This window comes from Intestinimonas timonensis (assembly GCF_900626145.1).
In the GTDB taxonomy this organism is placed as follows: domain Bacteria; phylum Bacillota; class Clostridia; order Oscillospirales; family Oscillospiraceae; genus Intestinimonas; species Intestinimonas aquisgranensis.
Map to the genome: position 1 here is coordinate 1,181,998 of NZ_LR130817.1, position 20,421 is coordinate 1,202,418.

Annotated in this window: 21 protein-coding genes; 13 read left to right on the plus strand and 8 right to left on the minus strand. The window is 61.5% G+C overall.

The window, feature by feature from the left end; translation table 11 throughout:
- Positions 1 to 10 precede the first annotated feature (10 nt).
- The 7 genes from larB to E0E29_RS12645 all read left to right on the plus strand — a co-directional run bounded on the left by larB (position 11) and on the right by E0E29_RS12645 (position 7,220).
- Complete coding sequence (larB, locus tag E0E29_RS12615; RefSeq protein ID WP_130850133.1) at positions 11 to 778, plus strand: nickel pincer cofactor biosynthesis protein LarB; 768 nt, start codon at positions 11 to 13, stop codon at positions 776 to 778.
- Positions 779 to 824: 46 nt separating this feature from the next.
- Complete coding sequence (gene larC / locus E0E29_RS12620) at positions 825 to 2,147, plus strand: nickel pincer cofactor biosynthesis protein LarC (protein ID WP_242622555.1); 1,323 nt, start codon at positions 825 to 827, stop codon at positions 2,145 to 2,147.
- Positions 2,148 to 2,162: 15 nt separating this feature from the next.
- Positions 2,163 to 3,728: an ABC transporter substrate-binding protein gene (locus E0E29_RS12625; RefSeq protein ID WP_130850135.1), complete on the plus strand. Its 1,566-nt coding sequence runs from the start codon at positions 2,163 to 2,165 to the stop codon at positions 3,726 to 3,728.
- Positions 3,729 to 3,850: 122 nt separating this feature from the next.
- The gene (locus E0E29_RS12630) at positions 3,851 to 4,861 is read left to right on the plus strand and encodes an ABC transporter permease (protein WP_130850136.1); all 1,011 of its coding nucleotides are present in this window, start codon (positions 3,851 to 3,853) and stop codon (positions 4,859 to 4,861) included.
- 1 nt (position 4,862) lies between these two features.
- Entirely contained in the window at positions 4,863 to 5,690 is an 828-nt protein-coding gene (locus E0E29_RS12635; protein WP_130850137.1) for an ABC transporter permease, read from the plus strand.
- Between the two features lie 16 nt (positions 5,691 to 5,706).
- The gene (locus tag E0E29_RS12640) at positions 5,707 to 6,624 is read left to right on the plus strand and encodes an ABC transporter ATP-binding protein (protein WP_130850138.1); all 918 of its coding nucleotides are present in this window, start codon (positions 5,707 to 5,709) and stop codon (positions 6,622 to 6,624) included.
- Positions 6,621 to 7,220, plus strand: coding sequence for an ABC transporter ATP-binding protein (locus E0E29_RS12645; protein WP_130850139.1), 600 nt, complete (start codon positions 6,621 to 6,623; stop codon positions 7,218 to 7,220). Before E0E29_RS12640 ends, E0E29_RS12645 begins: the two co-directional genes overlap by 4 nt.
- Before the next feature lie 69 nt (positions 7,221 to 7,289).
- Here the strand turns inward: E0E29_RS12645 and E0E29_RS12650 are convergent, their stop codons facing one another.
- From E0E29_RS12650 to E0E29_RS12670, 5 genes are all read right to left on the minus strand, one after another.
- Positions 7,290 to 8,543, minus strand: coding sequence for a FeoB small GTPase domain-containing protein (locus E0E29_RS12650; RefSeq protein WP_165449899.1), 1,254 nt, complete (start codon positions 8,541 to 8,543; stop codon positions 7,290 to 7,292).
- A complete protein-coding gene (locus E0E29_RS12655) occupies positions 8,540 to 8,785 on the minus strand; it encodes a FeoA family protein (protein WP_130850141.1) in 246 nt (81 codons plus the stop codon). Before E0E29_RS12655 ends, E0E29_RS12650 begins: the two co-directional genes overlap by 4 nt.
- A 120-nt stretch (positions 8,786 to 8,905) precedes the next feature.
- Positions 8,906 to 9,475, minus strand: coding sequence for an NUDIX hydrolase (locus E0E29_RS12660; RefSeq protein WP_130850142.1), 570 nt, complete (start codon positions 9,473 to 9,475; stop codon positions 8,906 to 8,908).
- A complete protein-coding gene (locus tag E0E29_RS12665) occupies positions 9,472 to 10,014 on the minus strand; it encodes a GNAT family N-acetyltransferase (protein WP_242622494.1) in 543 nt (180 codons plus the stop codon). The genes E0E29_RS12660 and E0E29_RS12665 overlap by 4 nt, the downstream gene beginning before the upstream one ends.
- Positions 10,011 to 11,132 (minus strand): aldo/keto reductase, encoded by a 1,122-nt coding sequence (locus E0E29_RS12670; RefSeq protein ID WP_130850144.1) that lies wholly within the window; start codon positions 11,130 to 11,132, stop codon positions 10,011 to 10,013. The genes E0E29_RS12665 and E0E29_RS12670 overlap by 4 nt, the downstream gene beginning before the upstream one ends.
- A 116-nt stretch (positions 11,133 to 11,248) precedes the next feature.
- Between E0E29_RS12670 and E0E29_RS19290 the strand changes: the two genes are divergently transcribed.
- The 3 genes from E0E29_RS19290 (at position 11,249) to ppk1 (ending at position 14,590) form a co-directional block, all read left to right on the plus strand.
- Positions 11,249 to 11,467 carry a DUF6774 domain-containing protein gene (locus tag E0E29_RS19290; protein WP_423202455.1) on the plus strand — a complete coding sequence of 73 codons (219 nt, stop codon included), beginning with the start codon at positions 11,249 to 11,251 and terminating at the stop codon, positions 11,465 to 11,467.
- A gap of 68 nt (positions 11,468 to 11,535) precedes the next feature.
- On the plus strand, positions 11,536 to 12,432 hold the full coding sequence (locus E0E29_RS12675) for a Ppx/GppA phosphatase family protein (protein WP_165449900.1): 897 nt from the start codon (positions 11,536 to 11,538) through the stop codon (positions 12,430 to 12,432).
- Between the two features lie 13 nt (positions 12,433 to 12,445).
- Positions 12,446 to 14,590 (plus strand): polyphosphate kinase 1, encoded by a 2,145-nt coding sequence (gene ppk1, locus E0E29_RS12680; RefSeq protein ID WP_130850146.1) that lies wholly within the window; start codon positions 12,446 to 12,448, stop codon positions 14,588 to 14,590.
- An 84-nt stretch (positions 14,591 to 14,674) separates the two neighbouring features.
- Here the strand turns inward: ppk1 and E0E29_RS12685 are convergent, their stop codons facing one another.
- Positions 14,675 to 15,532, minus strand: coding sequence for an IS3 family transposase (locus E0E29_RS12685; RefSeq protein WP_130848222.1), 858 nt, complete (start codon positions 15,530 to 15,532; stop codon positions 14,675 to 14,677).
- A 354-nt stretch (positions 15,533 to 15,886) separates the two neighbouring features.
- Between E0E29_RS12685 and E0E29_RS12690 the strand changes: the two genes are divergently transcribed.
- A complete protein-coding gene (locus E0E29_RS12690) occupies positions 15,887 to 17,113 on the plus strand; it encodes an IS110 family RNA-guided transposase (RefSeq protein WP_130850147.1) in 1,227 nt (408 codons plus the stop codon).
- Positions 17,114 to 17,257: 144 nt separating this feature from the next.
- Here E0E29_RS12690 and E0E29_RS12695 read toward each other — a convergent pair whose 3' ends face one another.
- Complete coding sequence (locus E0E29_RS12695; RefSeq protein ID WP_130850148.1) at positions 17,258 to 17,536, minus strand: hypothetical protein; 279 nt, start codon at positions 17,534 to 17,536, stop codon at positions 17,258 to 17,260.
- Between the two features lie 112 nt (positions 17,537 to 17,648).
- Positions 17,649 to 18,740, minus strand: coding sequence for a DUF3048 domain-containing protein (locus E0E29_RS12700; RefSeq protein WP_130850149.1), 1,092 nt, complete (start codon positions 18,738 to 18,740; stop codon positions 17,649 to 17,651).
- A 204-nt stretch (positions 18,741 to 18,944) separates the two neighbouring features.
- Between E0E29_RS12700 and E0E29_RS12705 the strand changes: the two genes are divergently transcribed.
- A complete protein-coding gene (locus E0E29_RS12705) occupies positions 18,945 to 19,487 on the plus strand; it encodes a DUF4364 family protein (RefSeq protein ID WP_130850150.1) in 543 nt (180 codons plus the stop codon).
- Positions 19,488 to 20,387, plus strand: a complete 900-nt coding sequence (locus tag E0E29_RS12710) for a putative ABC transporter permease (protein ID WP_130850151.1) — start codon at positions 19,488 to 19,490, stop codon at positions 20,385 to 20,387.
- Positions 20,388 to 20,421 lie beyond the last annotated feature (34 nt).

The window sequence follows — 20,421 nt, forward strand, 5'->3', positions numbered from 1 at the left end:
AGAAGCTAAGATGGACAACAAGCATGAGATCCTAGAGCTCTTACGGGCCGTAGCGGCCGGAAAGACCGCCCCGGAGGACGCCCTGCTGGAGCTGAAAACGGAGCCCTTTGCCGATCTGGGCTACGCCAAGGTGGACTTCCACCGTGGGGTCCGGCAGGGTGCTGCCGAGGTCATCTACGGGGCCTCCAAGACGGCGGAGCAGATTCTGGGCATCGTGCAGGCCATGGGGGCGCGGAGCTGCCGCAACATCCTCATCACCCGTATGGACCAGGGGAAGGCAGATGTCCTCACCCAGGCCGGTGTGGACCTGGAATACCACGCCGACGCCCGGCTGGGCATTGCCCTGCCCGGTCCCCGGCCCGCCCTAGGCTCCATCGTTGTGTGCACCGGCGGCACCAGCGACCAGCCAGTGGCCGAGGAGGCCGCCCTCACCGCCGAGGCCATGGGCAACAAGGTCACCCGGCTTTACGATGTGGGCGTGGCCGGCCTCCACCGGCTGCTCTCCAATCTGGAGCCCCTCATGTCTGCCCGGTGCGTCATCGCCGTGGCCGGCATGGAGGGGGCGCTGGCCTCGGTGGTGGGCGGACTGGTGGACTGTCCCGTGGTGGCCGTCCCCACCAGCGTGGGCTACGGCGCCAGCTTCGGCGGTCTATCCGCCCTGCTTGCCATGCTCAACTCCTGTGCCTCCGGGTGCAGCGTGGTCAACATCGATAATGGCTTCGGCGCTGGCTATCTGGCCAGCATGATCAATCAAATGGAAGGACTGGAGAAGAAGTAACGTGAAAACCCTTTACATCGAATGTGCCATGGGATGCGCTGGCGACATGCTTACCGCTGCCCTCTTTGAGCTTCTGAGCGAGGAGCAGAAGGCCGCCTTCCTGGAGAAGATGAACGGCCTGGGTCTCCCTGGCGTCCACGTGGCGGCGGAGCCGGCGGTGACCTGTGGCATCGCGGGCACCCACATGGCGGTGACCGTCCATGGCCAGGAGGAGGGGGACCACGACGACCACCACCATGACCACGATCATCACGACCACAGCGATCATCACCATGATCACCATGAACACGATCATGGGCATGAGCACACCGTCCCCCATCTCCACGTACATGACCACATCCATGACCATGAGCATGACCACGTACACGATCACGACCATGGTCATGACCACCCTCACGAGCACGAACATGGCCATGAACACCACCATCATCACGCCTCTCCGGACCATATTCGGGGCCTCATCGACGGCATGGATCTGCCGGAGGAAGTTAAGGTCCGTGCCCGGGGCGTATACGACGCCATCGCCCAGGCTGAGGCCAAGGCCCACGGCTGTCCCGTAGGGGAAGTCCACTACCACGAGGTGGGCGCCCTGGACGCCGTGGCTGACGTGGTGGGGGCCTGCTACGCCCTGTGGCTCCTCTCCCCCGACCGGATCGTCGCCTCCCCCGTCCATGTGGGCAGCGGCACCGTCCGCTGCGCCCACGGCGTGATGCCGGTGCCTGCCCCCGCCACCGCCAACCTGCTCACCGGCGTGCCCACCTACGGCGGCGAGGTCTTTGGGGAGCTGTGCACCCCCACCGGCGCCGCCCTGCTGGTCACCTTTGCCCAGTCCTTCGGCCCCATACTCGCCCTGGTGGCGGACAAGGTGGGCTGCGGCGTGGGCCGCAAGGTCTTTGACCGGCCCAACTGCGTCCGGGCCTTCCTGGGCGAGAGTGGTGACGGCGCCAACGGCGCCATCAGCGAGCTGGTGTGCAACATCGACGACATGACCCCCGAGGCCCTGGCCTACGCCTGCGAAAAGCTGCTCTCCGAGGGCGCTCTGGACGTCTACACCCTGCCCGGCACCATGAAGAAGGGCCGCTCCGGCCACCTGCTGACGGTGCTGTGCGACCCATCCCACGAGGCCCGGATGGCCCGGGCCGTCCTCACCCACACCACCACCATCGGCCTGCGGGTCCGCCGGTGTGAGAAGTACTTCCTCACCCCCGGCGCCGCAACCGTCTCCACCCCCTACGGGGAGATCGATGTCAAGACGGCGGAGGGTTTCGGACTCTCTAAGGTCAAGCCGGAACACGCCTCGGTGGCCGCCGCCGCCCAGGCTCACGGCGTGCCCTATCAGACCGTCTGGCAGGCCGCATTGGACAAGTAAATTCAGGAGGTCATTATGAAACGACTTCTCCCCTGCCTGCTCTCTCTCACCCTCATCGCCGGCTGTACCTCCGGCGGCACGGCCACCACCACGCCTGCGGCGGAGCATCCCGCCGACGAGGTGGTGGTGGTCATGGGCCCCACCTCAGAGCCTGAGGCCGGCTTCGACCCCGCCTTCGGCTGGGGTGCCGGCGAGCACGTCCACGAGCCCCTCATCCAGTCCACCCTCACCGTCACCAACGCCGACCTCACCATCGGCTACGACCTGGCCACCGATATGTCCGTCAGCGACGACGGCCTCACCTGGACCGTCACCATCCGGGATGACGTCTCCTTCACCGACGGCGAGGCCCTGACGGCGGAGGACGTGGCCTTTACCTACAACACCGTCAAGGCAACCTCCTCGGTCAATGACTTCACCATGCTGGACTCCGCCGAGGCGGTGGACGACACCACGGTGCTCTTTCACATGACCACCCCATACTCCATCTGGCCCTACACCATGGCCATCGTGGGCATCGTCCCCGAACACGCCTACGACAGCGCCACCTACGGCTCCAACCCCATCGGCTCCGGCCGGTACACCCTGGTCCAGTGGGACCGTGGGGAGCAGATCATCCTGGAGGCCAACCCGGACTACTACGGCGAGACACCCAAGATGAAGAAGGTCACCATTCTCTTTATGGAGGAGGACGCCGCCTTCCTGGCGGTCCAGGCGGGCCAGGCCGACCTTGCCTACACCTCCGCCGTCTACGCCGACCAGAGCCCGGCTGGGTACTCCCTCCTCTCCTGCGAGAGCGTAGACAACCGGGGCATCAACCTGCCCACCGAGGGCAACCCCGTCACCGCCGACCTGGCCGTCCGCCGGGCCATCAACATCGGTGTGGACCGGGAGGAGATGATCCAGAACGTCCTGAGCGGCTACGGTACCCCGGCCTACAGCGTCTGCGACAAGATGCCCTGGTACAATCCCGCATCCGAGGTAGCCTATGACCCTGAGGAGGCCGTGCGTCTGCTGGAGGAGGCGGGCTGGGTTCTGGGGGACGACGGCGTCCGGGTGAAGGACGGCGTCCGTGCCGAACTCAACATCCTCTACTCCACCGGCGACTCGGTGCGTCAGGCCCTGGCCGCCGACCTCTCCAATCAGCTCGCCGAGCTGGGCATCGCCTGCACCACCGAGGGCGTGGGCTGGGACACTGCCTACGATCGGGCCCTCACCACCCCCCTGGTGTGGGGCTGGGGCGCCCATACCCCCATGGAGCTCTACAACATCTACCACACCATGCCCGACACCGGCACCGCCCTCTACTCCCCCTACTCCAACCCCACTGTGGACAGCTATATGGATCAGGCCCTCCAGTGCTCCGACCTGGAGGAGTCCTATGAGCTGTGGCAGAAGGCCCAGTGGGATGGCACCACTGGCGTCACCCAGGACGGCGACATTCCCTGGGTGTGGCTGGTGAACGTCAACCACCTCTACTGGGTCCGGGACGGGCTCCAGGTGGCCGAGCAGAAGATCCACCCCCACGGCCACGGCTGGTCCATCGTCAACAACGTGGACCAGTGGTCCTACTTTTCTTGAAAGAAAAGTAGGCAAAAGAACTTTGATCTTTTCCTCTGTTTGTGACAGACAGCAAACTTGAAGCCCTCCCCTCTTCAGGGGAGGGCGATTCATCCACTCTGATCGAAAGGAGGTCTCCGCCCATGGCCCACCGTCTGGGTTTCGCCGGCAAAAAGCTCCTGTGCATGGTACTGCTCCTGCTGGGGGTGAGCCTGGCGGCCTTTCTCCTCATGTCGGCCTCCCCCCTGGACCCCCTCCAGACCAATGTGGGTCAGGCCGCCCTGGGTACCATGAGCCAGGAACAGATCGCCCAGCTGGAGGACTACTGGGGGGTCAACGACCCGCCCTTGGAGCGGTACCTGGGCTGGCTCACCGACGTCCTCCACGGGGATCTGGGGACCTCCCTCCTCTACCGGGTGCCCGTCACCCAGGTCCTGGCTGAGCGGCTCAAGAACTCTTTATGGCTCATGGCCGCCGCCTGGGTCCTCTCCGGGGCTTTGGGCCTGCTGCTGGGCACCGTGGCCGCCGCCTGCCGGGGCCGCTGGCCCGACAGGCTCATCCGGGGCTGGTGTCTTCTCATCTCCAGCACCCCCACCTTCTGGCTGGCCATCCTCCTCCTTATGGTCTTTTCCGTGTGGCTGGGCTGGCTGCCCATCGGCCTCTCTGTGCCCATCGGCGCTGAAACCAGTGCCGTTACCCTGGCCGACCGGCTCCGCCACGCTATTTTGCCCGCCCTCACCCTCAGCGTCACCGGCCTTGCCAACATGACCCTCCACACCCGGGAAAAGCTCTGTGACGTGCTGGAGTCGGACTACGTCCTCTTTGCCCGGGCACGGGGGGAGTCCACCCTCTCCATCCTCTGGCGCCACGGCCTTCGGAACATGGCCCTCCCCGCCATCACCCTCCAGTTCGGGTCCATCAGCGAGATATTCGGCGGCTCAGTGCTGGTGGAGCAGGTCTTCTCCTACCAGGGGCTGGGCCAGTGTGCCGTGACAGCGGGACTGGGCAGCGACCTTCCCCTGCTGCTGGGGGTCACCGTGGTGAGTGCCGCCCTGGTCTTTGGCGGCAACCTCGTGGCCGACCTGCTCTACGGCGTGGTGGACCCCAAGATCCGGGCCAGGGTCCGGGCCCACAGCCGGAAAGGAGGCGCATAGCATGGGTCGTCTTCTCAATCAGCGGCAGCGTGCTCTGCTCCTCTCCGCCTTCGCCGCCCTGGTCCTGCTGGCCGTGACGGTGGCCGGTCTTCTCCTCGCCGACGCCGCCGTGGTCACCGACTTCTCCCGCAAGAACCTGGCGCCCTGCCTCGCCTATCCCTTCGGCACCGACTGGATGGGCCGGGACATGCTCGCCCGGACCCTCACCGGCCTCTCCCTGAGCATCCGCATCGGGGTGCTGACGGCGGCGGTGAGCGCCGTGGTGGCCCTGGCAGTGGGCACCGCCGCCGCCACTTTGGGCCGCCGGGTGGACGCTGTCCTATCCTGGTGCATCGACCTGGTCATGGGTATCCCCCACATTCTGCTGGTCATGCTCATCTCCCTGGCCTTCGGCAAAGGCTTTGTGGGCGTGGTGGCCGGCGTATCCCTGAGCCACTGGACCTCCCTGGCCCGGCTCCTCCGGGGCGAGGTCCTCCAGCTTCGGGGTGCACCCTACGTATTGACGGCGGAAAAGCTGGGCCGCACCAAGCTTCAGGTGGCCCGGGACCACCTGCTCCCCCACCTGCTTCCCCAGTTCCTCACCGGCCTCATCCTCCTCTTCCCCCACGCCATCCTTCACGAGGCCAGCGTCACCTTTTTAGGCTTCGGCCTCTCCTCGGAGCAGCCCGCCATCGGCGTCATCCTCTCCGAGAGCATGAGCTACCTCACCACCGGCAAGTGGTGGCTGGCCTTCTTCCCCGGACTGGCCCTGGTGGCCACGGTGGCCCTCTTCGCCCTGCTGGGCGACCGGCTCCGCCGCATTCTGGACCCGGCCACCATCCATCAATGAACAAGGAGGCTTGCCCATGTCCCCCCTCTTATCCGTGGAGCACCTCTCCATCTCCTTTATCCAATATGACCGTGGCACCCGCCGCCGCATCCTCCCCGCCATCCGTGACCTGGACCTCACCATTGACCGTGGACAGGTAGCGGCGGTGGTTGGTTCCAGCGGCTCGGGCAAAAGTTTGCTGGCACATGGTATCCTGGGCATCCTCCCCTACAACGCTCACATGGAGGGGAGCATCACCTACGACGGCGCCCCTCTCACTCCAAAACGGGCCGCCGCCCTCCGTGGGCGAGAGATCGTACTGGTGCCCCAGTCGGTGGGGTATCTGGACCCACTCATGAAGGTGGGACCTCAGGTGGGGCGGGACAAAAAAGCCGTCCGGGCCGTGCTGAACCGGTACGGCCTTGGGCCGGAGACAGAGGACCTCTATCCCTTCCAGCTCTCCGGCGGCATGGCCCGGCGGGTTCTTATCTCCACTGCCGTGGCCGCCTCCCCCGCCCTGGTCATCGCCGACGAGCCTACCCCCGGCCTGGATGCCCGGGCGGCGGGCCGTATTCTGGGCCACTTCCGGGAGCTGGCCGACGCCGGAGCCGGTGTGCTCCTCATCACCCACGATCTGGAGCTGGCCCTCACCATCGCCGACAAGGTGGCCGTGTTCTATGCTGGGGAGACGGTGGAGGAGGCTCCCGCCGGGGACTTTGACCGGCTGGAGGACCTGCGCCATCCCTATACCCGAGCCCTGTGGCAGGCCCTCCCCCAGCACGGCTTTCATCCCATCCCCGGCACACAGCCCTACCCCGGCGCCCTGCCGAAGGGCTGTCCCTTTGCCCCACGCTGTCCCAAGCGTACGTCAGAGTGTGGCGGTGAGGTGCCCTACCGTCCTCTGGACGGCGGTTTCGTCCGCTGCCTCCACCCAGAGAGGGGGAATGCCTCATGACTTTGGAAGCCAGAGATCTCACCTTCCACTACCACCCCAAGGGCCCCGCCATCATCGAGCATCTGGACCTCGTCCTCCAAAGCGAAGAGCGGTTGGGACTCACCGGTCCCTCCGGCCGAGGTAAGACTACCCTGTGCCGGCTGCTGGCGGGCTACGACCGACCTGACGCCGGTGAAGTGCTTTTGGACGGCAAGCCTCTCTCCACTTACCGGGGCTACTGCCCGGTGCAGATGGTGTGGCAGCACCCCGAGCTGGTAGTGGACCCCCTGCGCACCCTGGGCACCACCCTGTCCGAGGGCTGGGCGGTGGAGGAGCGGGTCCTCACCGGGCTGCACATCGAGCCGGGCTGGCTCACCCGCTACCCCTCTGAGCTCTCCGGCGGTGAGCTCCAGCGGTTCTGCGTAGCCCGTGCCCTGGGACCCGCCACCCGGTTTCTCCTGTGCGACGAGCTCTCCGCCATGCTGGACCTCATCACCCAGGCCCAGATCTGGTCCTTCCTGCTGGAGGAGGCGGAGCGCCGGGACCTGGGGCTTCTCATCGTTAGCCACAGTTCTCCTCTGTTGGAGCGGCTGTGCACCCGCACCCAGACCCTTTGACAAAGGAGCGCCCCGGACCGTTTGCGGTCCGGGGCGCTCCTTTCGTTTTCGCATCCCACCGGGGCGTCTTCACATGGTGAGGGCCTGTTTGCCGCAAGAACCCGCCTTCTGGAAGGCGTGGTCCAGCAGAAAGGCCACCCGGGGCAGGTAGCCCAAATCCTCCAGCAGCGTGAAGAGGGGGAAGAAGATGGCCATAGGGGGCAGCATCACCGCCGTCACCCAGGCCAGGGTGCGGTAGGCCCCCAGCACCAGGGCGTCGTGGAGCCAGTCGGGAGCGCCCAGATACACAAAGAGGTCGGTGAGCCGGTCCTGGACCCAAAAGAGGGCCTCCGACAGCAGGTCGGAGGGCACCTGGGCACCTGCAATGGTAATCCAAAACACCAGAGCCAGCAGCGCCAGCATAGCTGGAACACTGGTGAACCGCCCTGTGAGGAGGCGGTCCAGCCGCTCCCCCCACCCCGGCCTGCCGCTCCCTCGCACCGTCTCCCGGGCAAGCTCCGCCCCCCGGCGGATCTGGGCGGCGGCCACCGCCTCCTGGAAGGCGGGACCGGTGAGCTCTGCCCGCTCCAATCCCTGACCGGCCTCAGTCAGCGCGGCAGTCACCGCGTTCTCCGCCCGCAGGTCTCGGCCGAGAGCTGCCTTCAGGCTGTCCATCAGTCCGGGATCTCCCTCCAGCAGGGAGAGGGCCACCCATTTGCCGGGAAGGCCCGTCTCACCCACCGCTCCCTCCACCAGAGCGGCGGCGGTCTCCACCGCCTCCGGATACTCCGCCGACGCTGGGTGAAGCTCCACCCGTCCCTCAATGACGGCCTCCACTGCCGCCATGAGTGGCTCCAGACCCTCCCGCCGCCCGGCAGAGGTCCCTACCACCGGCACTCCCAGTCTAGCTGAGAGACCGTCCAGGTCCACCTCCAAACCGTTTTTCCGGGCCTCGTCCATGAGGTTGACGCAAACCACGGTTTTGGGCTGGACCTCCAGCACCTGGAGCACCAGTCCCAGGCTCCGCTCCAGGGCCCCGGCGTCGCACACCACCACCGCGGCATCCGCCCCACCGAAGCACAGCAGGTCTCGGGCGGCAGCCTCCTCCGGGGATTTGGCCAGGAGGGAGTAGGTCCCGGGCAGGTCGGCCAATAAGTAGTCCTGACCGTGACGGACGTGACGGCCGGTGGCCCCCGTCACGGTCTTTCCTGGCCAGTTGCCGGTGTGCTGCCGGAGGCCGGTGAGGGCATTGAAGAGGGTGGATTTGCCCACGTTGGGACTGCCCGTCAGGGCCACCACCCGCTCCCCCGACCGCCGCTCCAGCCAGAATGCCCCGCCGGTCACAACGCGCCCTCCGGCTTCAGTGCCACGGCGGAGGCGTCCTTGGCACGAAGAGCCACCACACAACCCCGGAAGGCGTAGGCTCCGGGGTCACCGGCGGGTGCACGGCCACGGCAGGTCACCCAGGTACCGGGGATGAGCCCCAGATCCAGGAGACGCCGCCGCATGGCGCCCTCTCCGCCCACCTCCACCACCTGGGCCCGGATGCCCTCGGGCAGATGATCCATCGAAAGCTGTTTTCCCATGCTCACAGCTCCATTCCACAAAGATGATCGGCGAGGGACCGGACGGTCCCCGCCGTCCTATCCTATGCGGCAGAGGCCCACGCCGTCTCTTTCTGAGACAGCGGGGGCCTCTGTTTCACTTCAGTTGACACGGGCACGCAGCTTAGCATTAAGTTTTGCGTAAATCCGCTCCCGGAACCAGGGCTCTGAGGAGGCCGCTACCGCCTCAGCCAGCCCGAACCAGCCCACGGCGCTGTTCTCATCCGGCTTGACTGCCAACGGCTCAGCGTCGTCGGCCTCCAGCAGATAGGTGACATTGAGATGGAGGTGGGAGGGCACATACCGCCCTCGCTTCTCATGGCCGTCCACCGTCAGGATCTCCAGGGAAAAGAGATTCTCCGACACCGGACGCACCGATGTAAGACCGCTCTCTTCCCCTACCTCACGGAGAGCCACCACCAAGAGGTCCCGATCTCCGTCGGCGTGTCCCCCCAGCCAGGACCAGGAGTCATAGATGTTGTGATAGCACATGAGGACTTTGGTCCGAGTGGGGTCGGTGACCCAAGCCGAGGCGGTGAAGTGGGCCGTTTCGTTCTCCCGGGTCCACAGATCCTGGCCAGATTTGAGCATGCTCAGTAGCACCACCCGGTCCCGCTCCTCCTGTTCGTTCCAGGGCGTATAGCCCTCCAACTGTTCCAGCAGATTTCTCATACACCCACCTCAATCCAATACCGGTCCGTGAACCCGTCTCCCTCGGGGACCCGGTTTTCCAGCACGCCGCCATTGGCCCGGATGGTCCGGGCGGAGGCCTCGTTTTCGCTGTCACAGGTCACCAAAGCACGGTATAGTTTTAATCCTTTACATTTATTCAGTGCCAGCCTCAGCGCCTCTTTGGCATAGCCTTTTCGGCGTTCGCCGGGCCGGACGCTGTGTCCGATATGGCCGCCGAACTGAAAGAGGTAGTCATTGAGGGTATGGCGGATATTGACCATGCCCACCAGCCTACGGTCCGACCGACAAACGGCCAGGAAGGTGTCTGCGGGCACCCGCCCGGGCCGCACTGTATCTGGACTGCCATCCGCCCGGAGATCGGCCAACCAGCCGGCAAAGTCGGCAGCTACGCCCAGGTCAGCGGTACCCGCCAATACATCTCCGACTGCCTCAAATTCGGCCTTGTAGTCCCAGACCGCCGCCGCCCAGCTCTCGTCCGGTGGAACCAGCTCCAGGCAGTCGCTCTGCCCTGTGCTCACAGCTTCTCCAGCTCCTCTCCGGCCCTGACCAGGTCCTCCCGAATGGAGAGGCTCTGGGGACATTTCTCCTCACAGGCACCACAGCCAACACAGTTCTTGGGGCGTTCTTCCTCGTCCATATCCCTCCACTTGAACCTGGCCCGATCCCGGTTCTGGTACATGGCCCAGTCGTTCCACAGCCGGAAGGTACCCGGGATATCCACCCCTGCCGGGCAGGGCATACAGTACCGGCAGCCGGTGCAGCCATTGCGGACCTTTTGACGGAAAAGGGCTGCCGCCTGCTCCACCGCCGCCTGCTCTGCCTCACTCAGGGGCTGGAAAGCATTGAAGGTGGCCAGGTTGTCCTCCACCTGACCCATGGTGGACATGCCGGAGAGGACAGTCATAACATTGGGTAGGCTGGCCACCCACCGGAGGGCCCAGGAGGAGGCCGACGACTGGGGACGGAGGGCAGTAAAGACGTCCATCACATCGGCAGGTGGAGCCGCCAGAGAGCCGCCTTTCACCGGTTCCATGATGATGACGGGGACCCCCACCTCCTCGGTGAGACGATAGCCCTTCAGACCGGCCTGCTCCTCCGTGTCCATATAGTTGAGCTGGATCTGACAGCAATCCCAGCTTCGGGCAGTAAGGATCTCGCGAAACTCCTCATAGCTGCCATGGAAGGAAAACCCGAAGTGCCTAAAATCCCCCGCAGCCTGCCGCTCCAGACACCAGTCCACCACGCCGGTGTCCAGCATCTCGTGCCACCGGGCACCGTTAAGGTTGTGGAGGAGGTAGAAGTCCAGATAGTCCTTCTGCAGCCGCTCCCACTGCTCGGCGTAGATCCGCTTTGCATCCTCCAGGGAGTGGACCAGGGTGGTGGGCAGTTTAGAGGTGAGATAGTAGCTCTCTCTGGGGTAGCGCGCCAGGGCTCGGCCCATAAACGCCTCACTCTTGCCGTTGTGGTAGAAATAGGCGGTATCAAAGTAGTTGACTCCGCTCTGATAGGCCCGGTCCAGCATGGCCATGGCCTGCTCCTCGTCGATGGCACCGCCTTCCAAGGTGGGGAACCGCATGCAGCCAAAACCCAGCAGGGACGGCTCTACGCCCAGCTTTTTCTGCGCTCTTCGTTCCATATGGCAAACCTCCTGTACTCTCTGGGCGTTCTGCTCCAGTATTTATCAGTTTATTTTACCACATGCCCTGGTTGGCGTCTACATATCTTAAAGGAGAGGAAAGAGAGGTGGAGCGAATGGGGTGCTGCCGAGGTGGAGGTTCCGGAAAGGGCGGAGAGGAATTGGCCCTGCTGGCTGTGACAGCAGTCATCCGCCTTGCTCAGGGGCGGAGCACCGATGAATTGGGCGTGATGGCCGCTTTCTTTACCGTTTTGGGCGATCAGTTAGGACTCATTGCCGTATGTCGTGACCTGGGTAGTGAGGGAGGGACATGCGGCGATGTAAAATCTTCGTAATCACGTTGCGCCAGTGGAAGAAAACGAGTACAATATGCGGTAAGAATCTCAAGAAAGCGGGGATCCCTATGCTTTGCGGTATTGTAGACCTCGGCTCCAACACCATCCGTCTATCCATCTACCACTGTGATCAAGGACAGTTCCGCCTCCTCATGCACAAGAAGACCATGGCGGGGCTGGCCGGCTATGTCCAGGAGGGGGTCCTCTCCGACAGCGGCATTTTGGTGGCCTGCCGGACCTTGGCGGGCTACCGCGCCCTGCTGGACAACTTCAGCGTCTCCCACATGCACGTTTTCGCCACCGCTTCCCTCCGGAACATCTTTAACACCGCTGAGGCCGTGGAGACCATCCGGGACGTCACCGGCATCCAGGTGGAGGTCCTCTCCGGTGACGAGGAGGCCGCTCTCTCCTTCCGTGGCGCCGTTCTCCCCGGCGGTGTGAGCACCGGCGTACTGGCCGACATCGGCGGCGGCTCCTTTGAGCTGGTGAGCTATGAGGATATGTCCATCTCCTCGGCCTGTTCTCTGCCGGTGGGCTCTCTCTCCCTCTATACCCGGTTCACCTCCGGTCTCTTTCCCACCGCTGACGAGTGCCGTGAGATGCGCCGCTTTGTCAATGAGCAGCTGGAGAAGGCGGGCGCCGCCCAGATCCGGCGCAAGCACCTGTGCGGCGTAGGCGGTACCGTCCGGGCCGTGGCCAAGCTGTGCAACGACGTCTACGGGCGTGACCCGGAGCTGCGGACTATGTCGGCCCAGGAGCTCAAGGACCTCTACAAGCTGCTGAAAAAGGGCGGCAGAGACACCCTGCGTCAGCTGCTCCGCTCCGCCCCTGACCGCGTCCACACCCTGCTTCCCGGTCTCATCATCCTCAACGCCATCGTCAAAACCTGTGGTGTGGAGACGGTAGAGGCCTCCTCTGCCGGTGTCCGTGAGGGCTACCTAATGGACCGCGTCCTAAAAATCTGAGAGGAACTGGAACATGTCTGAACAATATTACGACTACAGCTTCACCCAGGAGCGCGAGCTCTCCTGGCTGCGCTTCAACGAGCGGGTCATGGAGGAGGCCAGGGACGAGTCCGTCCCCCTCTTTGAACGGCTCAAATTTGCCGCCATCTTTACCAGCAATCTGGATGAATTCTTTATGATCCGGGTGGGCTCCATCTATGACCTCACTCTGGTGAAAAAGACCCATGTGGACTCCAAGAGCGGCCTCACCCCCGCTCAGCAGCTCTCCGCCATCTTCGAGGCGGTGGGTCCCCTCTACAAGCAGCGGGACAAGCTCATGGCCCAGCTGGAGACCCGGCTGCGGACCTGTAATATCTGCTCTCTCGCCCTCTCCGAGCTGGACGTAAAGGAGCGGAAGCAGTGCGACCGCTATTTTCGGGACTATATCTTGCCCATCCTCTCCCCCCAGGTGGTGGACACCCTTCACCCCTTCCCCCACCTGCCCAGCAAATCCCTCAATATTGCCGTGGAGCTGCGCCGGGGCGGAGAGACCTCCTTCGGCGTAGTGCCCATTCCCCGGAGCCTTCCCCCTTACCTGCGCCTGAGCGAGCGTGGGGTGCGCTATATCCTCACCGAGCAGATCGTCCAGGCCCACGTGGAGGAGCTCTTTGACCAGTACCAGGTGGTGAGCCGGGCGGTGATCTCCGTGACCCGCAACGCCGACATCTCGCCCGAGGACGAAGATTACGATGTCAACGACGACTACCGCCAGCACATGCGTAAAGTGCTCAAAAAGCGCTCCCGGCTGGCCCCGGTGCGGCTGGAGATTCAGGGAGCGGCAAGCGACGCCCTTGTGGAATATCTGTGTCAGCGGCTGGAGCTCACCCCCGCCCAGGTCTTCCACTCCAAGTCTCCCCTGGTCCTCAGCTACGTCTACGCTCTGGAGGGGCTGCTGCCCGAGGAGAGCAAAGCCGCTCTGTGCTATCCTCCCTTCTCCCCCAAGGCACCCGCCGGTTTGATTCGTGGAGAGAAGATCATCCCCCAGCTTCTCCGCCACGATGTTCTCCTCTTCTATCCCTTCCACTCCATGGACCCCTTCCTGCGCCTGGTGAAGGAAGCCGCCAATGACCCCGCCGTCCTCTCCATCAAAATCACCATCTACCGTCTGGCCTCCAAGGCCAAGCTTATCGAGTATCTGGCCGCCGCCGCTGAGAATGGCAAGGATGTGACCGTGCTCATGGAGCTGCGGGCCCGATTCGACGAACAGAACAACATCCAGTGGGCGGAACGGCTGGAAGAGGCGGGCTGCACCGTCATCTACGGGTTTGAGGGCTTCAAGGTCCACTCCAAGATCTGTCTCATCACCCGTCGGGAGCGGGGGCACATCCAGCAGATCACCCAAGTGGGTACCGGCAACTACAATGAGAAAACGGCCAAGCTCTATACCGACCTCTCCCTGATGACGGCCAATCCTGCCATCGGCGCCGATGCCGCCGCCTTCTTCCAAAATATCTCCACCGCCAATCTGGACGGAGAGTACCGCCTCCTGCTGGTGGCACCCCACAGCCTCAAGTCCCGACTTATGGCTCTTATGGACGGTGAGATCGCCAAGGCAAAGGCCGGTCAGAAGGCCCGTATCTTCATCAAGTGCAACTCGGTCACAGACCGGGAACTCATCGATAAGCTCTCCGAGGCCAGCCAGGCCGGGGTGGATATCACCATGAACATTCGGGGTATCTGTTGTCTCCGCCCCGGCGTTCCCGGCAAGACCGACCGCATCAAGGTATTTTCCATCGTCGGCCGTTTCCTGGAGCACCCCCGAATCTTCGTCTTCGGTACCGGTGACGACGCCAAGGTTTACATCGGTTCCGCTGACTTCATGACCCGGAACACAGAGCATCGGGTGGAGATCGCCTGTCCCATTCTGGACCGTTCCATCCGGGATCAGATCCGTCACTACGTGGAGATTCTCTGCTCCGACAATGTGAAGGCCCGTATCATGGGCTCCGACGGCCACTACTTCCATGTCCCCGACCACGGGGAACCGCCGGTGGATGCCCAAGCCGTCTTTATGGCCGAGGCCATCGCCAAGGAGCCACCGGAGGGAACCTCTGCTCCCACCCCTGCTGCCCGTAAAGGCATCCTCTCTGCCCTGGCCCAGAGACTGCGCCGGCGATAATTGCAAAAAGGCCGCCGTTTTGATGAACCGCCCCAAATTGTGCGGACAGCACAAAAAGGCCTCAATGTAGGGAAATATGAAGTTTTAAGCGGAGTGGCGCAGCGTGAGCGGCGCCACTCCAGTTTTTAGCTGGATGCGCTCGTGGTTGTAAAAATTGATATAGCGGTCAATCATCTCATTGGCCTCACAGAATGAGGCCGGTTTATGGCGGTAGATACACTCTGTCTTGAGGATGGAAAAGAAATTTTCCGCCATAGCGTTGTCGTAACAGTTTCCGCGTCTTGACATGGAAGGCGTAATGCCATAAGATTTTGTCAGGTCGAAGTATGCTTGCGAGGTGTACTGGAACCCCTGGTCGCTGTGGAGCTGCAACTCCGCAGCGGCCCTCTTTTTCTCCTTGCGCATGGCCAGGCGAATGGTGTCCAGCACCAGGTTGACTGTCTGCTTTGTGCCGGTCTTGTAGGCAACAATGCTGTTGTCGTAAAGGTCCCGGATCATGGACAGGTACAATACGCCCTGCTTGGTGTGGATGTAGGAGATGTCCGTCACCCATTTGCTGTTGGGCCTGTTCGCATAAAACTCCCTATTCAGCAGATTCTTGTACTTGTGGACTTGCTGCCCCATCTGCTGCCATTTTCTGCGTCTCCGGATCTCCGCAAGCAAACCATATTGCTCCATGATACGCAGGATGGTCTTGGGATTACGGTGGATGCCTCGCTTCTTCAGCACCAGCCACATTCTGCGGTAGCCATACGTACGAAAGCTGCGCTCTCGCTGTTCCGCGATGATTTCTGCAAGGGCCGCGTCTTTCTCCGGCCTGCCCAAACGATGGACGAAATCATAGTATCCGCTGCGGGATACCTGAAAGAAGCGACACATAACGGTTACCGGATATTCGTTTCTGTGCCGGTAGATTACTGCGTATTTTGCCCTTGGCCTCACTTCCTCGTATAATAAGATTTGCAGACAGTTTAAAGTGTATCTGCTTAGTTCACTTTTAACGATCAGCAGGCTTTGGGATACCCGTGATACAATGGCTGTAGGACAGCAGGGTCAAGTTCTATCACTTCCAGTTGAACCGCAAGGCTGCTTCAAGGAAAGTCCGTTCCCCTGAACCGGAAGTTAGCTGCAAACTCATTGGCTGTTTGCCGGAGCAAGACCGCCCTTTCAGCAGTGAGGGCTATCGCATTGGTCTTCTCTGGAATGATTCTGATACGCGAGGTTGCGGATGCTCCGGTTATCATGGGTATCTCAAAGCCTGCTGGCCTGAAATTTCCATGCGGGGAGGTGAAAATGATGAACCCACTTTTTGTAGGCATTGATGTGGGCAGCAGGAACAATGTGGCCTACCTGATGAAGCCGGACGGCAGCAAGCACTCCAGCTTTTCCGTGCAGAATAATCTCGGCGGTGCTAAACTGTTATCAGAGAGGATCGTGTCGGCACTCGGTTCCATGCAGCTCAGCGATGTGATAATCGGCCTGGAGGCCACCTCCATCTACGGAGACAGCCTTGTCTACGCTCTCCGAGAAGATGGCAGCCTTGGCCGCTTTCAGAGAAAGATCCATGTCCTCAATCCCAAGCAGGTACGGAAATTCAAGGATGCTTATCCCGACCTGCCGAAGAACGATTGGGTGGACGCCTTTGTGATTGCCGACCATCTCCGTTTTGGCAGGATCGCCAAGGAGGTCTATATGGACGACTATCGCTACCAGGCGCTTAGAACGCTTACCAGAGCCAGATTTGACGTGATTCAAAACCTAACCCGTGAGAAACAGCGGTTTGCCAACTACTTATTCCTCAAATGCTCCGGCATGGCCCAGGACAAGGATATTCAGAATACCAGCGCCACTACGATCGCCCTTATGGAACGGTTTGAAACTGTGGATGACCTGGCGAATGCTGATTTGGAGGAACTGACTGCCTTCGTCACTGAAACGGGCCGCGGCAGGTTTGCAGATCCAGCGGCCACAGCGAAAGCGGTACAGGCGGCAGCCAGAGGCTCCTACCGTCTCCCTAAGACAGTGAACGATACTGTAAACCAGGCGATGTCCGTTTCGATTGCTTCCATGCGTGCCTTGAAAGAACAAATTAAGGTTTTAGAAAAGGCCATTGAACAGCAGTTTGAGATTATCCCCAATACCCTGACCTCTATTCCCGGCATTGGGAAGGTCTACTCCGCCGGTATCATCGCTGAGATTGGCGATATCCACCGTTTCAACTCTCAAGCCTCTGTCGCCAAGTTTGCCGGTCTTGTCTGGCACAAGAACCAGTCCGGTGAATTTGAAGCCGAACACTCCCAAATGATTAAATCCGGCAACCGCTATCTTCGGTACTACCTGCTGGAAGCCGCCAACTCCGTGAGAAGATGCGACTCCGAGTTCCGGCGCTACTATGACCTCAAATACCATGAGGTCAACAAGTACCAGCATAAACGCGCACTCGCTTTAACTGCCAGAAAACTGGTCCGGTTGGTCTTTCGGCTGCTGAAGGACAACCGCCTGTATATCCCGCCGGAGAGCTGAGTACACCACTCGCAGCTCTGGCGCTCCCGCCCTGTTTCAAAAAATCTTAGGGGGCAGGGCTTAGGTTGGTGTTGCCTTTTTTCTGCTTACGCAACTGTTTTCCTGCATTTATTCTCGATTTTTCCTGCCATCACCCTCTTGACTTCATACCATTAGACTTCCTGTGGAGCGCAGAAAATCCCGCAACAGCTCGTTTTCCATCTTTAGCCGTTTGTTCTCATACTTGTACTCCGCCAGTGTTTTTGCGGGTTTACGCCCCCGCGCTTTTGGAAGGACAGGCTCCTTTAGCCAGCACTGAATAGCCCACCGGCTGATCCCATACTCCCGACATAAAGCACGCTGGCTTTCTCCTCCACGGATTCGTGACACCACTTCTTCTCGTATCCCTACCGGATACTTTTTCATCCCTTTTTTTCCGGACATAGCAAGACCCCCTAATGTAGCTTTATTTTCCTACATTAGGGGGCCTTTTGTCTATTGTCCGGTTTTACTGGAGCTGTTCAAAAAACGGCGGCCTTTCCATCCTTTATTTCTCCTACGCCATGGTGACAACCGCATCCAGCGGGACAACGTTTACATAGGTTTGTCCCCGGCCCAGAACCAGTGGGACACCGTCTTGGGTGGTATAGGTCATGGGACTCTCCCGGTCCGGTTTGCTCCATCGAATAGGGATTCCTACTCCGCCGCAGGCGAACCATCCGTCTCCCTCGCCTACCACGTCCACATCCATATGACCCAGGCTGTCCCCAGTATAGCGGCACCGGGTCTGAACGACGATGACGTTGGTCACCGCCACCTGCTCTCCCGTGTTGCCGTCCACATAGGGCGCACCGTACTCCTCCACCAGGTAAGCGCTCCGCGTCTCATCGTAGACGAAGCGTCCGGTCTTATAGTTGGAGAAGGGTACCGTTACCACCGATGCCGGGCTTCCCCCGGCCGGAGTGCCATCATCCGCAAAGGTCAGGCCGGTATCATAACCCTCCTCATGCTCCAGACGCAGATCCTTGGGGAGGTAGGCCAGGATGGAGGCGCCGGTGGCCACAACGCTGTGCTCGTAACCATTTTCCTTTCGGCGGTCGGCATCCCGCCACATCATATTGCTCTCTGGGCTTTTCCCCAGGTAGGGGCCGCGGACTGCATCAAAGTGATCCACGTCCCAATTCCTCAGGTCGCTGTATGCCTGCTCGCTGCCGCCGGCATGGATAAAAAGGGCGTCATGGCCCAGGGCCAGTTCGATGTAATAGGGCCTGGCAGAGCGGATAGAGCCGATCATACCCACATCCTCCACCGACTGGTACACCCCCAGCATTCTGGTAATACCGCCCTCAGCCACCACCTCATAGATGATGTCCGCCTGGGACTGGCCCAACTGGGGCAGGGCCTGCTCCAAGTTATTGAGCATGACAGCCACCGGCCGCCGGGCAACTGTTTCGGCATCGCTGGGCATTCCGCTGAGGGGATTGACTGGACCGTTGTACGGAGTTGGCGTTGGCGTTACACTGGCCATGGGTGGCGGCGAGGTCTGCGCCGGCGCAGGTGTGGGAGTGGGCTCACCCGCTCCGGCACCACAGGCGGTGAGACACAGCAGAGCAATCAGGTACAGAGCTGGCAGGACAGGTCCTCTCATATCGTCGCCTCCATCCAGTATGATAGTTTCATCTTACCCCGGCCCCTTCTGCCTGTCAACCATCGTCTCGACAGCCTTCGGGCAAAATTCACTCTTGTTCCGGTCTTTCTTTTTCGGTATAATATATTTTTAGGGTGGGTCATTTCGGCCCGCTCTTCACCCGGACACCCGGAGCACCGCTCCGGCCAAGCAAGGAGGTACGCCATGGCTCGCGTCGGATTCATCCACGATAAGCTGGACATCAAATTCCTGGTGCTTTACATTATGTCCCGTGTGGTGTCACCCATCGACATGCCCACCCTGACCGACCTCACCATGTGCGACGAGGGAGTGGACTATTTCGCCTTCGCCGAGGCCGTCCACGAATTGGTGGACACCGAACATCTGGTGCTGAAGGACGATCTTTATTCCATCACAGAAAAGGGTCGAAAAAACGGTGCCATCTGTGAGAGCAGCCTCCCCTACTCTATCCGGGTCAAATGTGATAAGAATGTGGCCAAGCTCAACAGCAGACTGCGCCGGGATGCTCAGGTCCGCTCTGAGCGCATCCCCCGTGGGGACGGTACCTTCACCCTGGTGATGGCTCTGGATGATGAGCACGGCAATCTCCTTACCATTGAGATGTTGTCCGCCACCGAGCAGCAGTGCGACCGATTGGCCGAACAGTTCAAATCCCACCCTGAGCAGATCTACAATGGCGTGCTGGATGTGCTGCTCACCGACTTTGACGGAAAGGAGCAGAGTTGATTGGAGGTACCCACACTGATGGGTCAGCCTGTGACCCTGCTGTTCCTCTACTTCGTTTTTTACTCCTTCTGCGGTTGGCTCTGGGAGACCTGCTACTGCTCTGTTAAGGAGCGGCACTATGTCCCCCGCGGCTTTCTGTATGGACCGATCTGCCCCATCTACGGGGTGGGCTTCTTGCTGATGGTCCTCTTCTTCGCCCCCTTCAAGGATAACCTGGTGGTCTTCTACTTCGTGGCTGTGATCGTCATGACCGCTTGGGAATACTTTGTGGGCTGGTTTCTGGAGGCCACCACCCACATCAAGTACTGGGATTACAGCGACCGCCGATTCAACATCAAGGGCCGGGTATGCCTGGAAGTGAGCCTTTTCTGGGGCATCATGTCCTATGTGGCAGTCTTCCTGATCCACCCCCCAGTGGCCCGTCTTTTTGCCCGGATGCCCGACTGGCTCCAGTATACCGCCTGCGGCGCCTGTCTGTCCCTGCTGATCGTGGATGCCGTCACTACCATCCGGAAGCTGGCTCTGGTCACCAAGGCCATGAATCGCCTCCAGACTGCCGGCGACGAGCTGCGCCTCCAGATGGCCCTGGCTCGAGCCGATTTGGGCGACAACCTGGAAGTGGTCGGCGGAGAACTGCGTGCCCGGCTGGATGACGTTCGCGAGAATCTCTCCCCCGCCAATGTCCAGCGGCTGGACCGGCTGATGTCGGATTATGATGAACTTCTGGAGCGTGCTGAACGCATGAGCCGTCGGTTCCGCAACCGCTATCGCCACATGACCTCCCGCCGCTACGCCCTGGACGACGTCCGGGCTTACGGCCGTCAGTGGCGGGCCTCCATCCAGGCCGCTAAAGCGGCACGTAAAGCGGAGAAGGCCGCCAAGAAGGCCAGCAAGGCCTGAGCATCTGATACATACAGGATAAAAAAATGCTGTT

What these genes read in the sequence shown, in the direction of transcription:
- E0E29_RS12695 (WP_130850148.1), bottom strand. Translation starts at nt 17,536, where the DNA reads ATGTCCGGAAAAAAAGGGATGAAAAAGTATCCGGTAGGGATACGAGAA.
- ppk1 (WP_130850146.1), top strand. Translation starts at nt 12,446, where the DNA reads ATGTCTGAACAATATTACGACTACAGCTTCACCCAGGAGCGCGAGCTC.
- E0E29_RS12635 (WP_130850137.1), top strand. Translation starts at nt 4,863, where the DNA reads ATGGGTCGTCTTCTCAATCAGCGGCAGCGTGCTCTGCTCCTCTCCGCC.
- E0E29_RS12640 (WP_130850138.1), top strand. Translation starts at nt 5,707, where the DNA reads ATGTCCCCCCTCTTATCCGTGGAGCACCTCTCCATCTCCTTTATCCAA.
- E0E29_RS12690 (WP_130850147.1), top strand. Translation starts at nt 15,887, where the DNA reads ATGAACCCACTTTTTGTAGGCATTGATGTGGGCAGCAGGAACAATGTG.
- E0E29_RS12700 (WP_130850149.1), bottom strand. Translation starts at nt 18,740, where the DNA reads ATGAGAGGACCTGTCCTGCCAGCTCTGTACCTGATTGCTCTGCTGTGT.
- E0E29_RS12670 (WP_130850144.1), bottom strand. Translation starts at nt 11,132, where the DNA reads ATGGAACGAAGAGCGCAGAAAAAGCTGGGCGTAGAGCCGTCCCTGCTG.
- E0E29_RS19290 (WP_423202455.1), top strand. Translation starts at nt 11,249, where the DNA reads ATGGGGTGCTGCCGAGGTGGAGGTTCCGGAAAGGGCGGAGAGGAATTG.
- E0E29_RS12625 (WP_130850135.1), top strand. Translation starts at nt 2,163, where the DNA reads ATGAAACGACTTCTCCCCTGCCTGCTCTCTCTCACCCTCATCGCCGGC.
- E0E29_RS12645 (WP_130850139.1), top strand. Translation starts at nt 6,621, where the DNA reads ATGACTTTGGAAGCCAGAGATCTCACCTTCCACTACCACCCCAAGGGC.
- E0E29_RS12630 (WP_130850136.1), top strand. Translation starts at nt 3,851, where the DNA reads ATGGCCCACCGTCTGGGTTTCGCCGGCAAAAAGCTCCTGTGCATGGTA.
- E0E29_RS12675 (WP_165449900.1), top strand. Translation starts at nt 11,536, where the DNA reads ATGCTTTGCGGTATTGTAGACCTCGGCTCCAACACCATCCGTCTATCC.
- E0E29_RS12655 (WP_130850141.1), bottom strand. Translation starts at nt 8,785, where the DNA reads ATGGGAAAACAGCTTTCGATGGATCATCTGCCCGAGGGCATCCGGGCC.
- E0E29_RS12660 (WP_130850142.1), bottom strand. Translation starts at nt 9,475, where the DNA reads ATGAGAAATCTGCTGGAACAGTTGGAGGGCTATACGCCCTGGAACGAA.
- larC (WP_242622555.1), top strand. Translation starts at nt 825, where the DNA reads ATGCTTACCGCTGCCCTCTTTGAGCTTCTGAGCGAGGAGCAGAAGGCC.
- larB (WP_130850133.1), top strand. Translation starts at nt 11, where the DNA reads ATGGACAACAAGCATGAGATCCTAGAGCTCTTACGGGCCGTAGCGGCC.
- E0E29_RS12705 (WP_130850150.1), top strand. Translation starts at nt 18,945, where the DNA reads ATGGCTCGCGTCGGATTCATCCACGATAAGCTGGACATCAAATTCCTG.